Below are 15,940 nucleotides of genomic sequence, written 5' to 3'. Positions count from 1 at the left end.
TTGTCTCGCTATTTATTCAGAATCAGCTTGCCCTGCCGGGTGATCCGCATCCGGTAGATCGCGCCGTCATGGGAAATCAGGATCTCGCTGGCGCCGCGGAAGAGCTCGTGGCTTTCCACAATCGGCTGCGAGCGGGTGGTCGCGCTCGGCGCCGGCGAGGAGAGGGGGGTATCGGTGTCGTTCGGTGTCACAGTTTCGGCCAGTTCACGAGGGTGGAAGCGGGTCGATGTCCCCTGTTCGCTCGTGCATTTCCAATTAGTATCTTGACTGCATTACTCATATTTCATTAAGGACGCAATACCGGAGACTTGCAGTCAAGTTTAGTTTATCGCCTCCGTCGCTGGCTCAAGGCGGGCGGCTCGGATGCGGAGCATGGGTGGTGTTAATGATGGTCTGTCTTTCCCGTTTCGCTTCCTCGACCGCAGCGATGATCCTGTCGATCGCCGGGACGGCCGTGGCACAGGAGCCAACGGCCGTCGGCGGGCTGACGGTCGAGCTCAACGAGGTCGCGCCTTCCGAGAAGGGGTGCAAGCTGACCTTCGTCGCCGGCAACGGCCTGCAGCAATCGCTTTCCAAGGTCTCGTTCGAGTTCGTCCTCTTCGATCAGAAGGGCCTGGTCGAACGCATGGCCGTTCTCGATTTTCGCGACCTGCCTGCCGGCAAGACGAAGGTCCGTCAGTTCGACCTGCCGGGGACGAAATGCGAGGCGGTGAAGAGCCTGCTGATCAACGATGCACCGGCCTGTGTCGGTGAGGGCATCGACAAGGGCGCCTGCATGACGGGGCTCCAGACCGGCTCGAAGTCGGCAGTCGAACTCAAGGGCTGATTGCCCGATCACTGAGGTGCCGTTGGAAGGCAGACTTGGATGAAGCACATCGTGAAATGGACGGGCGCGGTCGGCCTCTCTCTGTTGGCGCATGCCGGCGGAGCGATGCTGCTGGAGCCTAGCAAAGACGACTTCCAGATGGCCGGCGGGGCGGCGACCGAAGTTACGCTGCTCGGCAACGCCTTCGAGGAGACGCTGCAAGCCGGCGACCTCTCGGACGTCGTAGAACCCACCGAAGACACGCCCGAGGAGGTGCAGCCGAGCGAGGTCCAGCCGACGGAGGAGATGGCGGAAGAGATCCCGCCGGCAATGCCAGAGAGCGTCTCCGAGCAGCCGACCGACATTGCGCCGACGGAGGCGGACGTCATCCTGCCGGCAGATCAAATGCCGGTGACCGAGGTCGCCGAGGCGCCGGTCACGGCCACTGTCGCGCCTGTGGAAACCGTGGTTCCGGAACAGAAGCCGGAGCCGGAAAAAATCGAAGAGAAGGTCGAGAAGCCGGAACCGAAGAAGGAGCCGGTGAAGAAGAAAAAAATCGTGCGCAAGAAGGCCGGCGAGCGCGGGGAGCAGGCGAATTCGCAGAGCAAGGGCCAGGCGGACGGCGTGGAGAATGCAAATGCGACCGCGGCCACCGGCGCGAGACAGAGTTCAGTGGCCCGGGAAGCGGGCAATGCCGCAGTCGACAACTACAAGGGGAAGGTCCAGCGCAAGCTGAACAGGGCCATGCGCTATCCGGCCGAAGCCAAGCGCCAAGGGCTGCGCGGCGTCGCGCAGGTGCGCTTTACCGTCACCTCCAGTGGCGGGCTCGCCGGCGTCAGTCTGGCAAGAAGCACGGGGTCGCCGATTCTCGACCAAGCTGCACTTGAGACCGTGCGACGCGCCGCACCCTTTCCGGCTATTCCTGCCGCGGCCCGACGTGACAGCTGGCAGTTCACCGTCCCCGTTGAATTCAAACGATAATTCCCCTGGGCACCACGCCGCAGAGGGCTTCGGCAGGCCGAAATTTAATACGATTACTGTACTCATGTTTATACTTTACTCAAACAGTCAAGTTTTATAAGTTGCCGCCGTCGCACAACCGAGCGGTGTGCCGAACGAATATTTGATGGCGGTCAGCGGAAGGTCCGCACGTCGCCCACAGAACGGAGAAAACGGATGCGCGGCAAGCGGCACCAGAACACAGGCAAGGGCGGCAAGGGAAAGGCGAGGGAGGAAACGCCTGCTGTGCAGCCGAACGGCGGCAAGGCAACGCTGGAGGGGTGGAGCTTCCTCTATGTCGGCGGCCGCGATTGCCAGGTCGCCCATTTGCGGGAGATCGCCAGTTCCTATGGCGCGGAACTCATCCATCACGACGGCGGTTTACGAGAGGCGGTATCGCGCATCGACCGGGTCCTTCCCTCGGTCGACTGCGTCTTCTGCCCCATCGACTGCATCAGCCACGATGCGTGTCTGCGCGTGAAGACCGGCTGCAAGAAGTGGGGCAAGGCCTTCGTGCCGCTGCGCAACGGCTCGAAATCGAGCCTGGAGCGGGCCCTTCAGGACCTGTCCGCCAGCGGCGACAACTGAACCTTTGATGAAAGCGACGGCGCATTTCACAGCCTGATGCGGTCACTCGGAGTATCGATGATGAACGACGAACGTCCCGATCAAATGATGATGATCGGTCTTCACAAGCTAGCCTCGCAGCTCGGCGAGGGTCTGGTGCCGGAGCTCTATGAAGTCCTGACGCGCCGCTCGCGCATGCTGGAGGACAACCCCAATGTGGCGGAATTTCCGGCCTGGCAGACCCGCCCTCTGGCCCGTGAACCGTTCGGGCTTGAACCATCGTCGAGCGCCGTTATCCTGCCGTTCCCGCGGAGCGAAGCCGGAGTCCCGGAAAAGAAGGCACGCGAAAGGTAGCCCCATGTTTGTCGCCATGAACCGTTTCCACGTCGCCATCGGTCAGGAAGAGGCATTCGAGGCCGTCTGGAAGGCACGGGATTCAAGCCTTTCGGACATGCCGGGCTTCATCGACTTCCATCTCTTGCGCGGCGAGAGCGTGCCGGAAGAGGGCTACACGCCGTTCATCTCGAAATCGAATTGGGAAAGCAGGGACGCCTTCGTCGCCTGGACGAAATCGGAAAACTTCCGGGCCGCGCACCGCAATGCCACCGACAATCGGGCCATGTATCTGGGCCGCCGAAGTTCGAAGGATATACGGTTGTCGAGGGCGCCTGAGCGTCTCTAATCGGCTTTGCGAGGCAGCAGCGCTCCGAGCGCCACTGCGAGCCATCCGGCCATCATCGTCACGCCGCCGAGCGGCGCCGACATTGGAAAAAGACCGTGGCCGGCGAAATGGCGCATGGTGAGGTCGGCGGCAAAGAGGGCTGTGCCGAGCGCGAGCAACAGCGCAGCAATCGCCGCCGTCCGGAAGTGCGACCATCCGGCATGAAGCGCGACCAGTGCCGGCGCATGGGCGAGGCACATGGCGGAGGCGCCGCCGATCAGCCGCGGATCTGTACCGTGCGAGGCGGCTGCAGCGGCGGCGACGCCGAAAACCCCCATCAGCCCGGCGATGAAAAGCACGCTTCCACGCATTCGTCGGTTCGGCATTAGACGTTCATTTCTTGTTCTGCATGTGATGGGCGAGCCGGGTGATCGGCTCGAGGATGATGTCGCGGAGTTGCGGGTGGGGGACGGTCTCCTCGAGAGCGCGGGTGAAGCAGAGTAGCCACTCGTCGCGTTCGGCCGGACCGATTTCGGCGATGAAATGCCGCCGGCGCAGCATCGGATGGCCGCGCTTCTCGACATAGATCGGCGGCCCGCCGAGCCAGCCGGTCAGATACTCGTAAAACTTTTCCTCGCTGCCGGAGAGGTCCGGCGGATGCACGGCGCGGCATCGAGCCGCCTCCGGCAGGCTGTCCATCAGCGCATAGAACCGACGCGTCAGGGCGCGAACCGCGGCATCGCCGCCGATCGCCTCGTAGAGCGTCGTGGTTTTCGTTTCCGTCATGAGCGTATCCTTGTCCGACTTCGTATCGCGGCGCCGCCCCGCGCACAACATCCGCACGTACCTTGCGGCGTTTCATCGCGTTGCCTCCCCTCGGTTGACAAAACCGTCCAGACGGTATCTTTATGGAGCATGACGAGCGCCTATCAGAGAAAGAAGCAGCCGGAGCGGGTTCGCCAGCAATTGCTGGATGTCGCGGCGCGGCTGTCGTTCGAAGAGGGGATCGCCGCCGTGACGCTCGATAAAGTGTCTCAGGCGGCTGGCGTCAGCAAGGGTGGGCTGCTGCACCACTTCCCCAACAAACTCGCCTTGCTGGACGGCCTGTTCGACGAACTGGTGGCTCGTTTCGACCGGGCGATCGAGGCGGCAATGGCCGATGATTCGGTGGACCGGGGACGTTTCACCCGCGCCTATCTCACTGTCTGTTTTGCGTTGGAAGAGGAAGGCAAGGACTGGCAGGTGCTGGCGATCGCTCTGCTGGCGGAGCCGCATCTGAAGGCGCGCTGGCGGGAATGGGTCGAGAGACGGTCGGCCGAGTTCGCCGCGACAGACAGCTCGCAGGATTGTCTTCTTGCCCGCTTCGCCGCTGACGGCGTCTGGCTGGCGGATCTCCTAGAGAGCCACGCCATCGAAGCATCCACGCGGGCGGCGCTGCTCCGGAAGCTCAAGGCGCTTTCGTTGCAGTGAGGCCGCCCGGAACGGGCTGACTTTTTTACACCAATCGATCGGAGACGTGCCGTGAACCCCGCAATGCTCTACACCGTCCTGGTGATCGCCATTGTCTTCGAAGTGCTCGGCACTTCGGCCATGCAGGCGGCGCAACATTTCACGCGGCTGGCGCCGACCGTGCTGATGGTGGTTTGCTATGCCGTCGCCTTCTTCTTCCTGTCCTACACGCTGCGCTATATTCCCGTCGGGATCGCCTATGCGCTGTGGAGCGGCCTCGGCATCGTGTTGATTTCGGCGGTCGGCTACATCACCTTCGGCCAGAAGCTCGACCTGGCGGCGATCCTCGGCCTGGCGCTGATCATCGCCGGCGTGCTGGTGCTCAATCTCTTCTCGAAGTCGACCTTTCACTGACGCCGTTGCCATCGCTTTGGCGGAGCGCTTCGCCCTACGGTGCGACGGTCGAACCAACGGTGTTTTCCACCGATTGGCCGAAGCGTCGCAGTTGCGCGTTGTAATTTTGTCGGGTGCGCGGATCGAAGATCATGATCGGCGTCGAGACGGCGACGCTTGCGGCGCTGCCGACGGTCTGGGCAGTGCCGAGCGCAACGGCGCCAACCCGTTCGCCGAGGCCGACATCGGAATCCGTCACGGTCTGGCCGGCAATCAGCCGGTTGCCGAGCAGCCGCACCACCTCCGGACTTTCGGCGAATTTGCCGTGGTTGAGGCGGTCGCCGCCCTTGAGGGCCGTCAGGTCGAGCACCGTGATGCCCGCCCGCTCTAGCTGGCTGCGATAGGGTTCCACTGAGGGATCGATCTGCCCGAGCCGGTCGATATTACCGGAAATCCGCCGCGAAACGGTCAGTGCCCGGTCGTCGCGGGAGACGAAGAGGGTGAATTTCGGCCGCGATTTGCCCATGGCCTGCATTTGCTTGGTGAAGACATCGACGTCGAGATCGGGCGAGGCGAGAATGACGTCGGTGATCTTGGGGGCGACGCGGCCGTCGCGGATCGCCATCTGCCGGAGCGCCTCGACGGTGAGCCACGACCCCATCGAGTGGGCCATCAGTGTGATCTCGCCGACGGAAGGGTTCTTCGAGGCTCGCTGCAGCAGCTCTTCCAGCGCGTCGCGCGAATAGTTGGTGCTTTCCTTGTCGTAGTTATAGTCGAAGATGCTGGCGCGCGACGGCCACGTGAAGATGACCGGCGCGACATCGGCGCCGGAATCGTGAACGATCTGGGCGTAGCGGTAGACGGCGTCCTCGAAGCGGTTGTTGAAGCCGTGGACGAAGATCAGCACGCGTCGGCTCTTCGGCAGATGGCCGTGAAGCCAGGCCTGCGTCTCCGCCCCGGGCTCCAGCGGTTTGACGCTGACGGTGGAGAAATCGCGGCTCGGATCGGCTGGCAATCTCTTCGGCCATTGGACCTGGCCGACCTTGCGGTTCTTCTCCGGGGGAATCGAGACGACGATTTCGGTCAGCGAGAGCTCCGGGGCGCGTTCGCCGGTGAAGAGGATGCCAGGATCATTCGACTGGGCGCGGGTGGTCGCCACGAGCAGGTCCACCTGCGAGGCCCCGGCGGCGGTGCCGGAGGGAGCAAGCACGCCGACCGGGCGCCCGCCGCAGCCGGCAAGGCAGAGCATCAGCCCCAGGCAAAGCAGGACGCGGTTCATCCGCGCAGCCAGGCTTGCATCAGCGATCGACGGCACCCCGAGCCCCTCATGAGCACAACTCGCGACCGGTCGTCATGACCGGCGACCATCGGACAGCAATGGCAGATTTTTGCTTGGCGCGACACCCCGCCTGAGATTTTTCTGATCGTCCCGCATGGTCTCCGCTCCATCCTGCCGCGGCGTGCATGCAAGTTTTCGCTACAATGCGCAGGCGGAGAATCCCCCGGATATTCATTGAAATGGCGGATATCTTTCAATAGCATCGCGCCTATCCTGACCGGGGTGCGGCGATAGCGGATGATCCATCCGATCTCCCTGAAATACCAAAGGAATAGAGGGAATGCAGGCGGTTTTCGACGGCCATAACGATGTGCTTTTGCGCCTCTGGCAGCATGCGCGCGGCGGGAGCGACCCGATAGCCGAATTCATCGAGGGAACCGACAAGGGCCATATCGACATGCCGCGCGCCAAGGCGGGCGGCCTCGCAGGCGGCCTATGCGCCATCTACATTCCATCGGGCGATCTGGTGCTCAGAACCCCGGACAAGAACGGCCACTACGTGACGCCGCTATCGGTGCCGCTCGACCGAATGCCGTCGCTCGCGACGGCGATCGAGCTGGCCGACATCGCGATGAGGCTCGACCGGGCGGGCGCCTGGCGGCTCTGCCGCTCGACCGCCGAGATCCGCGAGGCGATGGCCGATGGCATCTTTGCGGCCGTCCTGCATATGGAAGGCTGCGAGGCGATCGGGCCGGATCTCGCCGCACTCGAGACCTTCCATGCGGCCGGCTTGCGGTCGCTCGGACCGGTCTGGAGCCGCCACAATGTTTTCGGCCATGGCGTGCCCTTCGCCTATCCCTCGTCGCCCGACACGGGACCGGGTCTGACGGAAGCGGGATTTGAACTCATCCAGGCCTGCAACCGGCTCGGCATCCTGATCGATCTCGCCCATATCACCGAGAAAGGTTTCTGGGATGTGGCGGAAACCACCGATCAGCCGCTCGTCGCCAGCCATTCCAATGCCCACGCACTGACGCCGGTCGCCCGCAACCTGACCGATAGGCAGTTGGATGCCATCCGTGAGAGCCGCGGCCTGGTCGGCCTCAACTATGCGACGACCATGCTGCGCGCCGACGGGCAGGAAAATGCGGCCACGCCGCTTTCCGACATGGTGCGCCACATCGACTATATGGTCGAGCGTGTCGGCATCGACTGCGTCGCGCTCGGATCGGACTTCGACGGCGCGACGATACCCGAGGAAATCGCCGATGCCGCAGGCAATCAGAAGCTCGTTGCAGCGCTCAAGAGCGCCGGATATGGTGACCGCGAGCTCGAAAAAATATGCCGCGGCAACTGGCTTAGAGTTCTGGGACAGGCTTGGCACGAGGCTGCCTGAACCCATGAAGAAGAGCCCGGAAAGGGCTAGATAGAGGGAAGCGCAAAATGATGCATAAGCTCAATGGACGTTTTCGACTTCTGACTGCTTCCGCGGCGCTTGCGCTCGCGCTGGGTGCCGCCCTGCCGGCATTTGCCGAAACGCCGAAGGACACGCTGGTCGAGGGGTTCGCCTTCGATGACATCATCACCATGGATCCGGGCGAAGCCTTCGAGCTTTCGACCGCGGAAGTGACCAGCAACACCTACAGCCTGCTCGTCCGTCTCGACCTCAACGATACGTCCAAGGTGGTCGGCGACCTTGCGGAAAGCTGGACCGTTTCCGATGACGGCCTCACCTATACGTTCAAGCTGAAGCAGGGCATGAAGTTTGCGTCGGGAAATCCGATCACCGCCGAGGATGTCGCCTATTCCTTCGAGCGAGCCGTCAAGCTCGACAAGAGCCCGGCCTTCATCCTCACCCAGTTCGGCCTCAGCGGAGACAACGTCACGGAGAAGGCCAAGGCGGCGGATGAGCATACCTTCGTCTTCACCGTCGACCAGCCCTACGCACCGAGCTTCGTCTTGAACTGCCTGACCGCGACCGTCGCCTCGGTCGTCGACAAGAAGCTGGTGCTCGAACACGTCAAGTCCGTCGAACCGACCAAGGACTACAAGTACGACAACGATTTCGGCAATGAATGGCTGAAAACCGGCTACGCGGGCTCGGGCCCCTTCAAACTGCGCGAATGGCGGGCCAACGAAGTGGTCGTGCTGGAGCGTAACGACAATTACTACGGCGAGCCGGCCAAGCTCGCCCGGGTCATCTACCGGCACATGAAGGAAAGCTCCGGCCAGCGGCTGGCGCTCGAGGCCGGCGATATCGACGTTGCCCGCAATCTGGAGCCGGGCGACTACGAGGCGGTCGGGAAGAACGCCGATCTGGCGACGACCAGCGCGCCTAAGGGCACGGTCTATTACATCAGCCTCAACGAGAAGAACGAGACGCTCGCAAAGCCCGAGGTGCAGAAGGCCTTCAAATATCTGGTCGACTACGACGCGATCGGCGCCACGCTGATCAAGGGAATCGGCGAGATCCACCAGAGCTTCCTGCCGAAAGACGTGCTCGGTGCTCTGAACGAGAACCCCTATACATTCGACGTCGCCAAGGCGAAGGAACTGCTGGCCAAAGCCGGCTATCCGGACGGCTTCACCGTCACCATGGACGTGCGCAATACCCAGCCGGTCACCGGCATTGCCGAATCCTTCCAGCAGACGCTGGGGCAGGCCGGCGTCAAGCTCGAGATCATTCCGGGTGACGGTAAGCAGACGTTGACGAAGTACCGCGCCCGCAATCACGACATGTATATCGGCCAGTGGGGCATGGATTATTTCGATCCGCATTCAAATGCCGATACGTTCACCAACAATCCGGACAATTCCGATGCGGGTACGAACAAGACGCTCGCCTGGCGCAATGCCTGGGACGTTCCGGAACTGAGCAAGAAGACCAAGGAAGCACTCCTTGAGCGCGACAGCGCCAAGCGTGCGGAGATCTACAAGGAACTGCAGAAGAGCGTTCTCGACGACAGCCCCTTCGTAATCATCTTCCAGCAGACGGAGGTCGCCGGTCTTCGGGGTAACTTGAAGGGCTTCAAGCTCGGTCCGAGCTTCGACACCAACTACGTCTGGAACGTCTCCAAGGAATAGTCGAGAGGACCATTCCCTTGAGCATGAGCGATACAGTGCGAATGAGCGGGCGCCGGCGCGCCCGTTCCCGCAAGGCCGTTGCCACGGTGCTGCAGTTTGTCGTCGTCGTGGCGACCACCTATCTCGGTCTTCTTGCCGTCACCTTCTTCATCGGCCGCGTCATCCCGATCGACCCGGCGCTGGCTGTTCTCGGCGACCGGGCGCCGCAGCACCTGGTCGAACGGACCCGCGAGGCGATGGGCCTCAACCTGCCCCTCTACCAGCAGTTCCTTCTTTACTGCCGGCAGGCGCTCTCGGGCGATTTCGGCGTGTCGGTGCTGACAACCAATCCGGTGATGACCGACATCCGCCGCGTCTTCCCGGCGACGATCGAGCTTGCGACGCTTGGAACGCTGATCGGCGCCGCGATCGGCGTTCCTCTTGGTGTCCTTGCCGCCGTCAAACGCGGCAGCATTGCCGACCAGATCGTCCGCGTCATCGGGCTTGTTGGCTATTCCGTGCCAATCTTCTGGCTGGCGCTGCTCGCACTCCTCGTCTTCTACGCGCGGCTGAAATGGGTCGCCTATCCCGGCCGTATCGACGTGGTCTACGAATATACGTTCTCGCCGATCACCGGCCTCTATCTCGTCGATGCGCTCTGGCAGCGGCAATGGGATGTGCTGCGCGACGTCTTCCGGCACATCATCCTGCCGGCCTCGCTGCTCGGCTATTTTTCGCTCGCTTATATCAGCCGGATGACCCGCAGCTTCATGCTGAACGAGCTGCAGCAGGAGTATATTGTCGCGGCTCGGGCCAAGGGGCTTTCCGACGCACGGATCATCTGGGGCCATGCGCTGCGCAATGCCGCCGTGCCCCTCGTCACGGTGATCGCGCTTTCCTATGCCAGCCTGCTCGAGGGGTCGGTGCTGACCGAGACCGTCTTCGCCTGGCCGGGGCTCGGCCTCTACATCACCAATTCACTGCAGAATGCCGACATGAACGCCGTTCTCGGCGGCACAATCATCATCGGTTCGGTCTTCATCGGCATCAATCTCCTGTCCGATCTGCTTTACCGGACGCTTGACCCGAGGACGCGCGCCCGATGAGCCTTGCCACGCAAACTCGCCCGTTGACGCGCCGCGAATGGCTGCTTTCCGACCGGCCGCAGTCGCGGCTGCAGGCGCGCCTCGGCCGCGCCTACATGACCTGGCGCCGCTTCTCGGCGAACCGCCTCGCGGTGGTCGGCCTGCTCATTCTCCTGGGCCTCTGCATCGTCGCCGCATTCGCCGATCTCCTCGCGCCGCATTCCCCGGTCATCGGCAATCTCGCCGGCGCGCGGCTGCTGCCGCCGGGCAGCGAGGGTTATCTGCTTGGCACCGACGACCAGGGCCGGGACATCCTGTCGCGGCTGATCTACGGTTCGCGGCTGACGCTCGCCGTCGTGGTGCTCGTCGCGATCATCGCCGCACCGGTCGGCCTGGTCGTCGGCGCCGCCGCTGGCTATGCCGGCGGCTGGATCGATGCGATCCTGATGCGCATCACCGACATTTTCCTCGCCTTTCCGAAGCTCGTACTGGCGCTCGCATTCGTCGCGGCGCTTGGCCCCGGCATCGAAAACGCCGTGATCGCCATCGCGATCACCTCCTGGCCGCCCTATGCGCGCATTGCCCGCGCCGAGACGCTGACCGTGCGCAATTCCGACTACATCGCCGCCGTCCGATTGATGGGCGCCTCGCCGACGCGCATCGTCTTGCGGCACGTGATGCCGATGTGCATGTCGTCGCTGATCGTCCGCGTGACGCTCGACATGGCCGGCATCATCCTGACGGCGGCGGGCCTCGGCTTCCTCGGCCTCGGCGCACAGCCGCCGCTTCCCGAATGGGGCGCGATGATCGCCTCCGGCCGCCGCTTCATCCTCGATCAGTGGTGGGTCGCCACCATGCCGGGCATCGCCATCCTTGTCGTCAGCCTCGGCTTCAACCTGCTCGGCGACGGCCTGCGCGACGCGCTCGATCCGCGGGAGAGCGGCCAATGAGCGCCTTGCTGACTGTCGAAGACCTTCGCGTCCGGTTCCCGACCCGCACCGGTGTCGTCGAGGCGGTGCGCGGGGTCTCCTTCACGCTCGCACGCGAGCGCCTCGGCATCGTCGGCGAGAGCGGCTCCGGCAAATCGCAGACGGGCAGGGCGATCATGGGCCTTACGCCGCCGCATGCGGAAGTCACGGCGAAGCGGCTCGCCTTCGACGGTATCGACCTCCTCTCTGCGCCGCCGAAGCTTCGGCGCGATCTTCGCGGCAAGCGCATCGCCATGATCCTGCAGGATCCGAAATACTCGCTGAACCCGGTGATGAGCATCGGCCGGCAGATCGTCGAGACACTGCAACGCCACGAGAAGGTCGGCCGTGCGGAGGCGCGCAAGCGGGCACTCGACATGCTGGCGGCGGTGCAGATCCGCGATCCCGCCCGCGTCTTCGACCTTTATCCGCACGAGGTCTCTGGCGGCATGGGCCAGCGGGCGATGATCGCCATGATGCTCGTCGGCGGCCCGGAATTGCTGATTGCCGACGAGCCGACCTCGGCGCTCGACGTCACCGTGCAGCTTGAAGTGCTGTCGATTCTCGACCGGCTTGTGGCCGAGCGCGGCATGGGGCTGATCTTCGTCTCGCACGATTTGAGGCTGGTTTCGTCCTTCTGCGACCGGGTGCTCGTCATGTATGCCGGCAGGATCGTCGAGGAGATCGCCGCGTCCGACCTAGGCAACGCCAAGCATCCCTATACTCAGGGCCTTTTGAACTGCATGCCGGCGATCGGTACCGACCGCCATCCCTTGCCGGTTCTCGACCGCAAGCCGGAGTGGGCGCTATGACCGCGGCCGTCTCCGTCAAAGAGCTCAGCGTCGTCTATGACGACTTCCGCGCGCTCGACGCCGCGAGCGTCGAAGTCGAGGCCGGCGAATCCTTCGGGCTCGTCGGCGAGTCCGGTTCGGGCAAGTCGACGCTGCTGAGGGCGATCGCCGGCCTCGCGCCCGTCAGCGAAGGGACGATCCGGGTCGAGGGGCGCGAGCTTCGCGGCGCGCGCCGCGACAAGGCGTTCTACCGCGCCGTCCAGATGGTCTTTCAGGACCCCTACGGTTCGCTGCATCCGCGCCAGACCATCGACCGGCAGCTGGTGGAGCCGTTGGCGATCCACGGCATCGGTGACGGCGAACGCCGCATCCGGAAGGCGCTCGACGAAGTGGGCCTCGGCTCCGGCTTCCGCTTCCGCTACCCGCATCAGCTCTCCGGCGGCCAGCGCCAGCGCGTCGCCATCGCCCGGGCGCTGATCCTCGAGCCCTCGATCCTGCTGCTCGACGAGCCGACGTCGGCGCTCGATGCGTCGGTCCAGGCCGAGGTGCTGAACCTGCTCGAACAGGTGCGCCGCGACCGCAAGCTGACCTTCATCATGGTCAGCCACGACCTCGGCGTCGTCACCCATATGTGCGAGCGGCTGGCGGTGATGCAGGGCGGCCGTGTGGTCGAGCGGCTGACGTCAGCGGACCTCGTCGCCGGCCGCATTGCCGAGGACTATACGCGCAACCTGATGGTGGCGAGCAAGGGGTTTCGACGGAAGACGGCGTAAACTTCCGGTTGGCGATCCTCAGATACAGTAAAGCGGCGTCTCTGAGCTGCCGAGGCTAGAACCCCCCTCTGCCCTGCCGGGCATCTCCCCCACAAGGGTGGAGATCGGCAAGGGTCGACGCTTTCGCCGGTCGGCAACGCCGCAGATTGGGCTACGGGCTTATCGCGCCGCCTCTACTTCGCGATTAATGCTGTCGGAAAGTTGAAGCAGGGGCTTGGCGTCTTGCCAATCTCCAACCTTGTGGGGGAGATGCCCGGCAGGGCAGAGGGGGGTTATCCACACCCGCTTTCCCGCTCAGAGCAAGCCAAAACCCCGATCGCGCTCCGACATTTGCGTCACCTCGAGCGGCCAGGCGATGGCGAGGCGTGGATCGAGCGGATTGAGGCCGCCTTCGGCCTCCGGCGCATAGAATTTGTCGTGCAGGTAGAGAAGCTCGCAGTCTTCGGTCAGCGTCTGGAAGCCATGCGCGAAGCCGCCGGGGATCATCATCGAGCGGGCGTTTTCGGCACTCAGGATTTCGCCGTGCCATTGGAGATAGGTCGGTGAATCCGGCCTGATGTCGACGGCCACATCGAAGACGGCGCCGGAAAGACAGGAGACGAATTTCGTCTCGTCGTGCGGCGCCCGCTGGAAATGCATGCCGCGGATCGCCCCCTTGATGCGCGTCAAAGTGTGGTTGATCTGGGCGACGCAGCCGTCTGCGCCGAAATCGCGCAGCTCGTCACGGCAGAAGAAGCGCGAGAAGAAACCACGTTCGTCACCGGCCTTCTTTCGCTCGATCACGATCAGGTCCGGCAGAGGGGTCTGGATACGGTTGAAGCGCGACATAAGGGTCCTCGCGAGGTGGTGCTATTTCGTACCGCTTCTTGCACGATCAAGCGTTGACGCGGCAAGCGGTAACTGGAAAAGAGGGCGAACGACATTGGAGCCACCATGATCGACGTGCATCCGACGGCGAGGATCAGCCCGCTCAGCGACATCGAAGATTCCGTTCGCGGGACGCGGATCGTCGTCGGCGAGGCGTCGGTCATCGACAGCTTCGTCAAGATCAAGCCGGCCGGCGGCTCGGGCGACCTCACGATCGGCCGCTTCTGCTACGTCAATAGCGGCTGCGTCTTCTATACCGGCAACGGCATTCGGATCGCCGACAACGTGCTGATCGCCGCCAATTGCACCTTCGCCCCGGTCAATCACGGCTTCAAGGACAGGGATCGCCTAATCCGCGAACAGGGGTTCCAGCCGAGCCGCGGCGGCATTGTCGTCGAGGAGGATGTCTGGATCGGCGCGAATTCGGTGATCCTCGACGGCGCCATTCTCAGGAAAGGCTGCGTCATTGCCGCCGGCTCGATCGTCCGCCGCGAGGTCGACGCTTACACGATCTGCGGCGGCAATCCGCTGCGCCGGCTCGGCGAGAGGTCGTGATGTTCACGGTTCTCGGCGGTTCCGGCTTCATCGGGCGCAACCTGGTCCGCCGGTTGCGCGCGCTCGGACATGTCGTCGATGTCCCCGCCCGGGCCGACCTGCCGCTCGCCGGCAGGGATCTCGGCCATGTCATCTATGCCATCGGCCTGACCGCCGACTTTCGTACCCGGGCGTTCGACACGATCGAGGCGCATGTGTCGCTCGCGGCCGACGTCTTGCGCCACAACGCGTTTTCCTCCTTTCTCTATCTTTCCTCGACGCGGGTTTACGCGAACGGCCAGGATACGCGCGAGACTGCCCATCTGTCGGCGTCGCCGCTCAATCCCTCGGACCTCTACAATCTGTCGAAACTGACGGGGGAGGCGATCTGCCTTGCCTCCGGACGCGAGAATGTGCGGGTGGCTCGGCTGTCGAACGTCGTCGGCCCCGAGGAGGCACAGGCGGATACGTTCCTGGGGGCGCTCTGCCGAGAGGCGAAGGCGGGCCATATCCAGCTCCAGACGGCGCTCGATTCCGCAAAGGACTATATCTGGATTGACGATGCCGTCGATCTGTTGCTCCGCATCGCTGAGCAGGGGCGTCACACGGTCTACAACGCGGCAAGCGGCGGGCAGACCAGCCACGCGGACTGGTGCGCGGCAATTCAATCCCGCACGGGATGCACCGTTGCTGTAAACGACGAGGCGCCGACCGTTTCTCTTGCGCCGATCTCCAATGAACGGGTGATAGAGGAATTCGCTTTTGCCGCCACACCTGTGCTAGAGCGCATCTCTGAAATCCTGGGCATGAGCGGATCGGGGCCCGATACCGATCCGCGGCCTTCCACATGAAGACAGGACCTGACATGGACCCTATCGAACAATTCCGCTCCGAACGGGTGGCGACGATCGAAAGCTATGGCCGCGACGGCGATTTCCAGGCGCTCTCCGATCAGTGGCGCGAAGCCACCATGGCCAAGCGCTATGTCTATAATTTCGACTGGCTCGGCCGTCCGATCATCCAGTATCCGCAGGATATCGTGGCGATGCAGGAAATAATCTGGGCGACGCGTCCCGATCTGGTCATCGAAACCGGCATCGCCCATGGCGGCTCGCTAATCCTCAGCGCCTCGCTGCTTGCCATGCTCGACATGTGCGATGCCATCGAAGCGGGCGTTTCGTTGGATCCCAGCCAATCCAAGCGCAAGGTGATCGGCATCGACATCGACATACGCGCCCACAATCGCGAGGCGATCGAAAGCCACCCGATGGCGAGCCGCATTCAGATGTTCCAGGGTTCGGCCATCGACCCCGAGATCGTCGCACAGGTGCGCGAGGCCTCGGCTGGCTACAAGCGCGTCATGGTCTGCCTCGATTCCATGCATACCCACGCGCATGTGCTTGCTGAGCTCGAGGCCTATGCGCCCTTGGTGACGCCCGGCTGCTACTGCGTCGTGTTCGACACTTTGGTTGAGGACCTGCCGGCCGGCTTCTTCAGCGACCGTCCCTGGGACGTTGGCGACAACCCGAAGACTGCGGTGCATGAGTATCTGCAAACCCATCCGGAGTTCGAGATCGACAGGTCCGTTCAGAACAAGTTGATGGTCACGGTTGCCCCGGACGGGTTCCTGAAGCGGCTATAACCGTGCAGCGACGGGATCACCACAGCAATTGAAGAGGGGGCCGTTCGCGACAGCGACGGCCCCT

20 protein-coding genes and 1 pseudogene are annotated in these 15,940 nt (G+C 63.5%); 16 read left to right on the top strand and 5 right to left on the bottom strand.

The window, feature by feature from the left end; genetic code table 11:
* Positions 1-8 precede the first annotated feature (8 nt).
* Entirely contained in the window at positions 9-191 is a 183-nt protein-coding gene (locus SS05631_RS12055; protein ID WP_083853880.1) for a hemin uptake protein HemP, read from the bottom strand.
* A gap of 197 nt (positions 192-388) precedes the next feature.
* Between SS05631_RS12055 and SS05631_RS12050 the strand changes: the two genes are divergently transcribed.
* The 5 genes and pseudogenes from SS05631_RS12050 (at position 389) to SS05631_RS12030 (ending at position 3,043) form a co-directional block, all read left to right on the top strand.
* Entirely contained in the window at positions 389-826 is a 438-nt protein-coding gene (locus SS05631_RS12050) for a hypothetical protein (protein WP_037387947.1), read from the top strand.
* Between the two features lie 39 nt (positions 827-865).
* Positions 866-1,786, top strand: a complete 921-nt coding sequence (locus SS05631_RS12045) for an energy transducer TonB (RefSeq protein ID WP_037414683.1) — start codon at positions 866-868, stop codon at positions 1,784-1,786.
* Positions 1,787-1,981: 195 nt separating this feature from the next.
* Positions 1,982-2,392: a DUF2325 domain-containing protein gene (locus SS05631_RS12040; protein WP_037414684.1), complete on the top strand. Its 411-nt coding sequence runs from the start codon at positions 1,982-1,984 to the stop codon at positions 2,390-2,392.
* A 60-nt stretch (positions 2,393-2,452) separates the two neighbouring features.
* Complete coding sequence (locus tag SS05631_RS12035) at positions 2,453-2,725, top strand: hypothetical protein (protein WP_037414701.1); 273 nt, start codon at positions 2,453-2,455, stop codon at positions 2,723-2,725.
* Between the two features lie 4 nt (positions 2,726-2,729).
* Positions 2,730-3,043 (top strand): annotated as a pseudogene (locus tag SS05631_RS12030) (antibiotic biosynthesis monooxygenase).
* A 6-nt stretch (positions 3,044-3,049) separates the two neighbouring features.
* Here SS05631_RS12030 and SS05631_RS12025 read toward each other — a convergent pair.
* The gene (locus SS05631_RS12025; RefSeq protein WP_037414685.1) at positions 3,050-3,418 is read right to left on the bottom strand and encodes a DUF423 domain-containing protein; all 369 of its coding nucleotides are present in this window, start codon (positions 3,416-3,418) and stop codon (positions 3,050-3,052) included.
* Between the two features lie 7 nt (positions 3,419-3,425).
* On the bottom strand, positions 3,426-3,818 hold the full coding sequence (locus tag SS05631_RS12020) for a globin (RefSeq protein ID WP_037414702.1): 393 nt from the start codon (positions 3,816-3,818) through the stop codon (positions 3,426-3,428).
* A gap of 129 nt (positions 3,819-3,947) precedes the next feature.
* Here SS05631_RS12020 and SS05631_RS12015 point away from each other — a divergent pair, with 129 nt between their 5' ends.
* Both SS05631_RS12015 and SS05631_RS12010 read left to right on the top strand, forming a co-directional pair.
* Positions 3,948-4,502 (top strand): TetR/AcrR family transcriptional regulator, encoded by a 555-nt coding sequence (locus SS05631_RS12015; RefSeq protein WP_037414686.1) that lies wholly within the window; start codon positions 3,948-3,950, stop codon positions 4,500-4,502.
* A gap of 51 nt (positions 4,503-4,553) precedes the next feature.
* Positions 4,554-4,895, top strand: a complete 342-nt coding sequence (locus SS05631_RS12010; RefSeq protein WP_037414688.1) for an SMR family transporter — start codon at positions 4,554-4,556, stop codon at positions 4,893-4,895.
* Positions 4,896-4,929: 34 nt separating this feature from the next.
* Here the strand turns inward: SS05631_RS12010 and SS05631_RS12005 are convergent, their stop codons facing one another.
* Positions 4,930-6,153 (bottom strand): alpha/beta hydrolase, encoded by a 1,224-nt coding sequence (locus tag SS05631_RS12005; RefSeq protein WP_037414707.1) that lies wholly within the window; start codon positions 6,151-6,153, stop codon positions 4,930-4,932.
* A gap of 340 nt (positions 6,154-6,493) precedes the next feature.
* Between SS05631_RS12005 and SS05631_RS12000 the strand changes: the two genes are divergently transcribed.
* From SS05631_RS12000 to SS05631_RS11975, 6 genes are read left to right on the top strand one after another with little or no spacing between them, the layout of a single operon-like run.
* Positions 6,494-7,549, top strand: coding sequence for a dipeptidase (locus tag SS05631_RS12000; protein ID WP_037414690.1), 1,056 nt, complete (start codon positions 6,494-6,496; stop codon positions 7,547-7,549).
* Positions 7,550-7,596: 47 nt separating this feature from the next.
* Positions 7,597-9,237 (top strand): ABC transporter substrate-binding protein, encoded by a 1,641-nt coding sequence (locus SS05631_RS11995; RefSeq protein WP_037414692.1) that lies wholly within the window; start codon positions 7,597-7,599, stop codon positions 9,235-9,237.
* 41 nt (positions 9,238-9,278) lie between these two features.
* On the top strand, positions 9,279-10,322 hold the full coding sequence (locus SS05631_RS11990; RefSeq protein ID WP_037414693.1) for an ABC transporter permease: 1,044 nt from the start codon (positions 9,279-9,281) through the stop codon (positions 10,320-10,322).
* Positions 10,319-11,251 carry an ABC transporter permease gene (locus tag SS05631_RS11985; RefSeq protein WP_095677982.1) on the top strand — a complete coding sequence of 311 codons (933 nt, stop codon included), beginning with the start codon at positions 10,319-10,321 and terminating at the stop codon, positions 11,249-11,251. Before SS05631_RS11990 ends, SS05631_RS11985 begins: the two co-directional genes overlap by 4 nt.
* Positions 11,248-12,081: an ABC transporter ATP-binding protein gene (locus tag SS05631_RS11980; RefSeq protein WP_037414712.1), complete on the top strand. Its 834-nt coding sequence runs from the start codon at positions 11,248-11,250 to the stop codon at positions 12,079-12,081. Before SS05631_RS11985 ends, SS05631_RS11980 begins: the two co-directional genes overlap by 4 nt.
* A complete protein-coding gene (locus SS05631_RS11975; protein WP_037414714.1) occupies positions 12,078-12,833 on the top strand; it encodes an ABC transporter ATP-binding protein in 756 nt (251 codons plus the stop codon). The genes SS05631_RS11980 and SS05631_RS11975 overlap by 4 nt, the downstream gene beginning before the upstream one ends.
* A gap of 294 nt (positions 12,834-13,127) precedes the next feature.
* On the opposite strand, the gene rfbC is transcribed toward SS05631_RS11975, so the two are convergent.
* Positions 13,128-13,661, bottom strand: a complete 534-nt coding sequence (gene rfbC / locus SS05631_RS11965) for a dTDP-4-dehydrorhamnose 3,5-epimerase (RefSeq protein ID WP_037414716.1) — start codon at positions 13,659-13,661, stop codon at positions 13,128-13,130.
* Positions 13,662-13,766: 105 nt separating this feature from the next.
* Between rfbC and SS05631_RS11960 the strand changes: the two genes are divergently transcribed.
* The 3 genes from SS05631_RS11960 to SS05631_RS11950 are packed head-to-tail and all read left to right on the top strand — an operon-like array spanning position 13,767 to position 15,876.
* The gene (locus SS05631_RS11960; protein ID WP_037414717.1) at positions 13,767-14,255 is read left to right on the top strand and encodes a DapH/DapD/GlmU-related protein; all 489 of its coding nucleotides are present in this window, start codon (positions 13,767-13,769) and stop codon (positions 14,253-14,255) included.
* Positions 14,255-15,085, top strand: coding sequence for an SDR family oxidoreductase (locus SS05631_RS11955; protein ID WP_037414719.1), 831 nt, complete (start codon positions 14,255-14,257; stop codon positions 15,083-15,085). The genes SS05631_RS11960 and SS05631_RS11955 overlap by 1 nt, the downstream gene beginning before the upstream one ends.
* A gap of 14 nt (positions 15,086-15,099) precedes the next feature.
* A complete protein-coding gene (locus SS05631_RS11950; protein ID WP_037414721.1) occupies positions 15,100-15,876 on the top strand; it encodes a cephalosporin hydroxylase family protein in 777 nt (258 codons plus the stop codon).
* Positions 15,877-15,940: the final 64 nt, after the last annotated feature.

It is taken from the genome of Sinorhizobium sp. CCBAU 05631 (assembly GCF_002288505.1).
Taxonomy (GTDB): domain Bacteria; phylum Pseudomonadota; class Alphaproteobacteria; order Rhizobiales; family Rhizobiaceae; genus Sinorhizobium; species Sinorhizobium fredii_C.
Note: the sequence above shows the minus strand (reverse complement) of the source record. Positions and strands in the feature narration are given on the sequence as shown.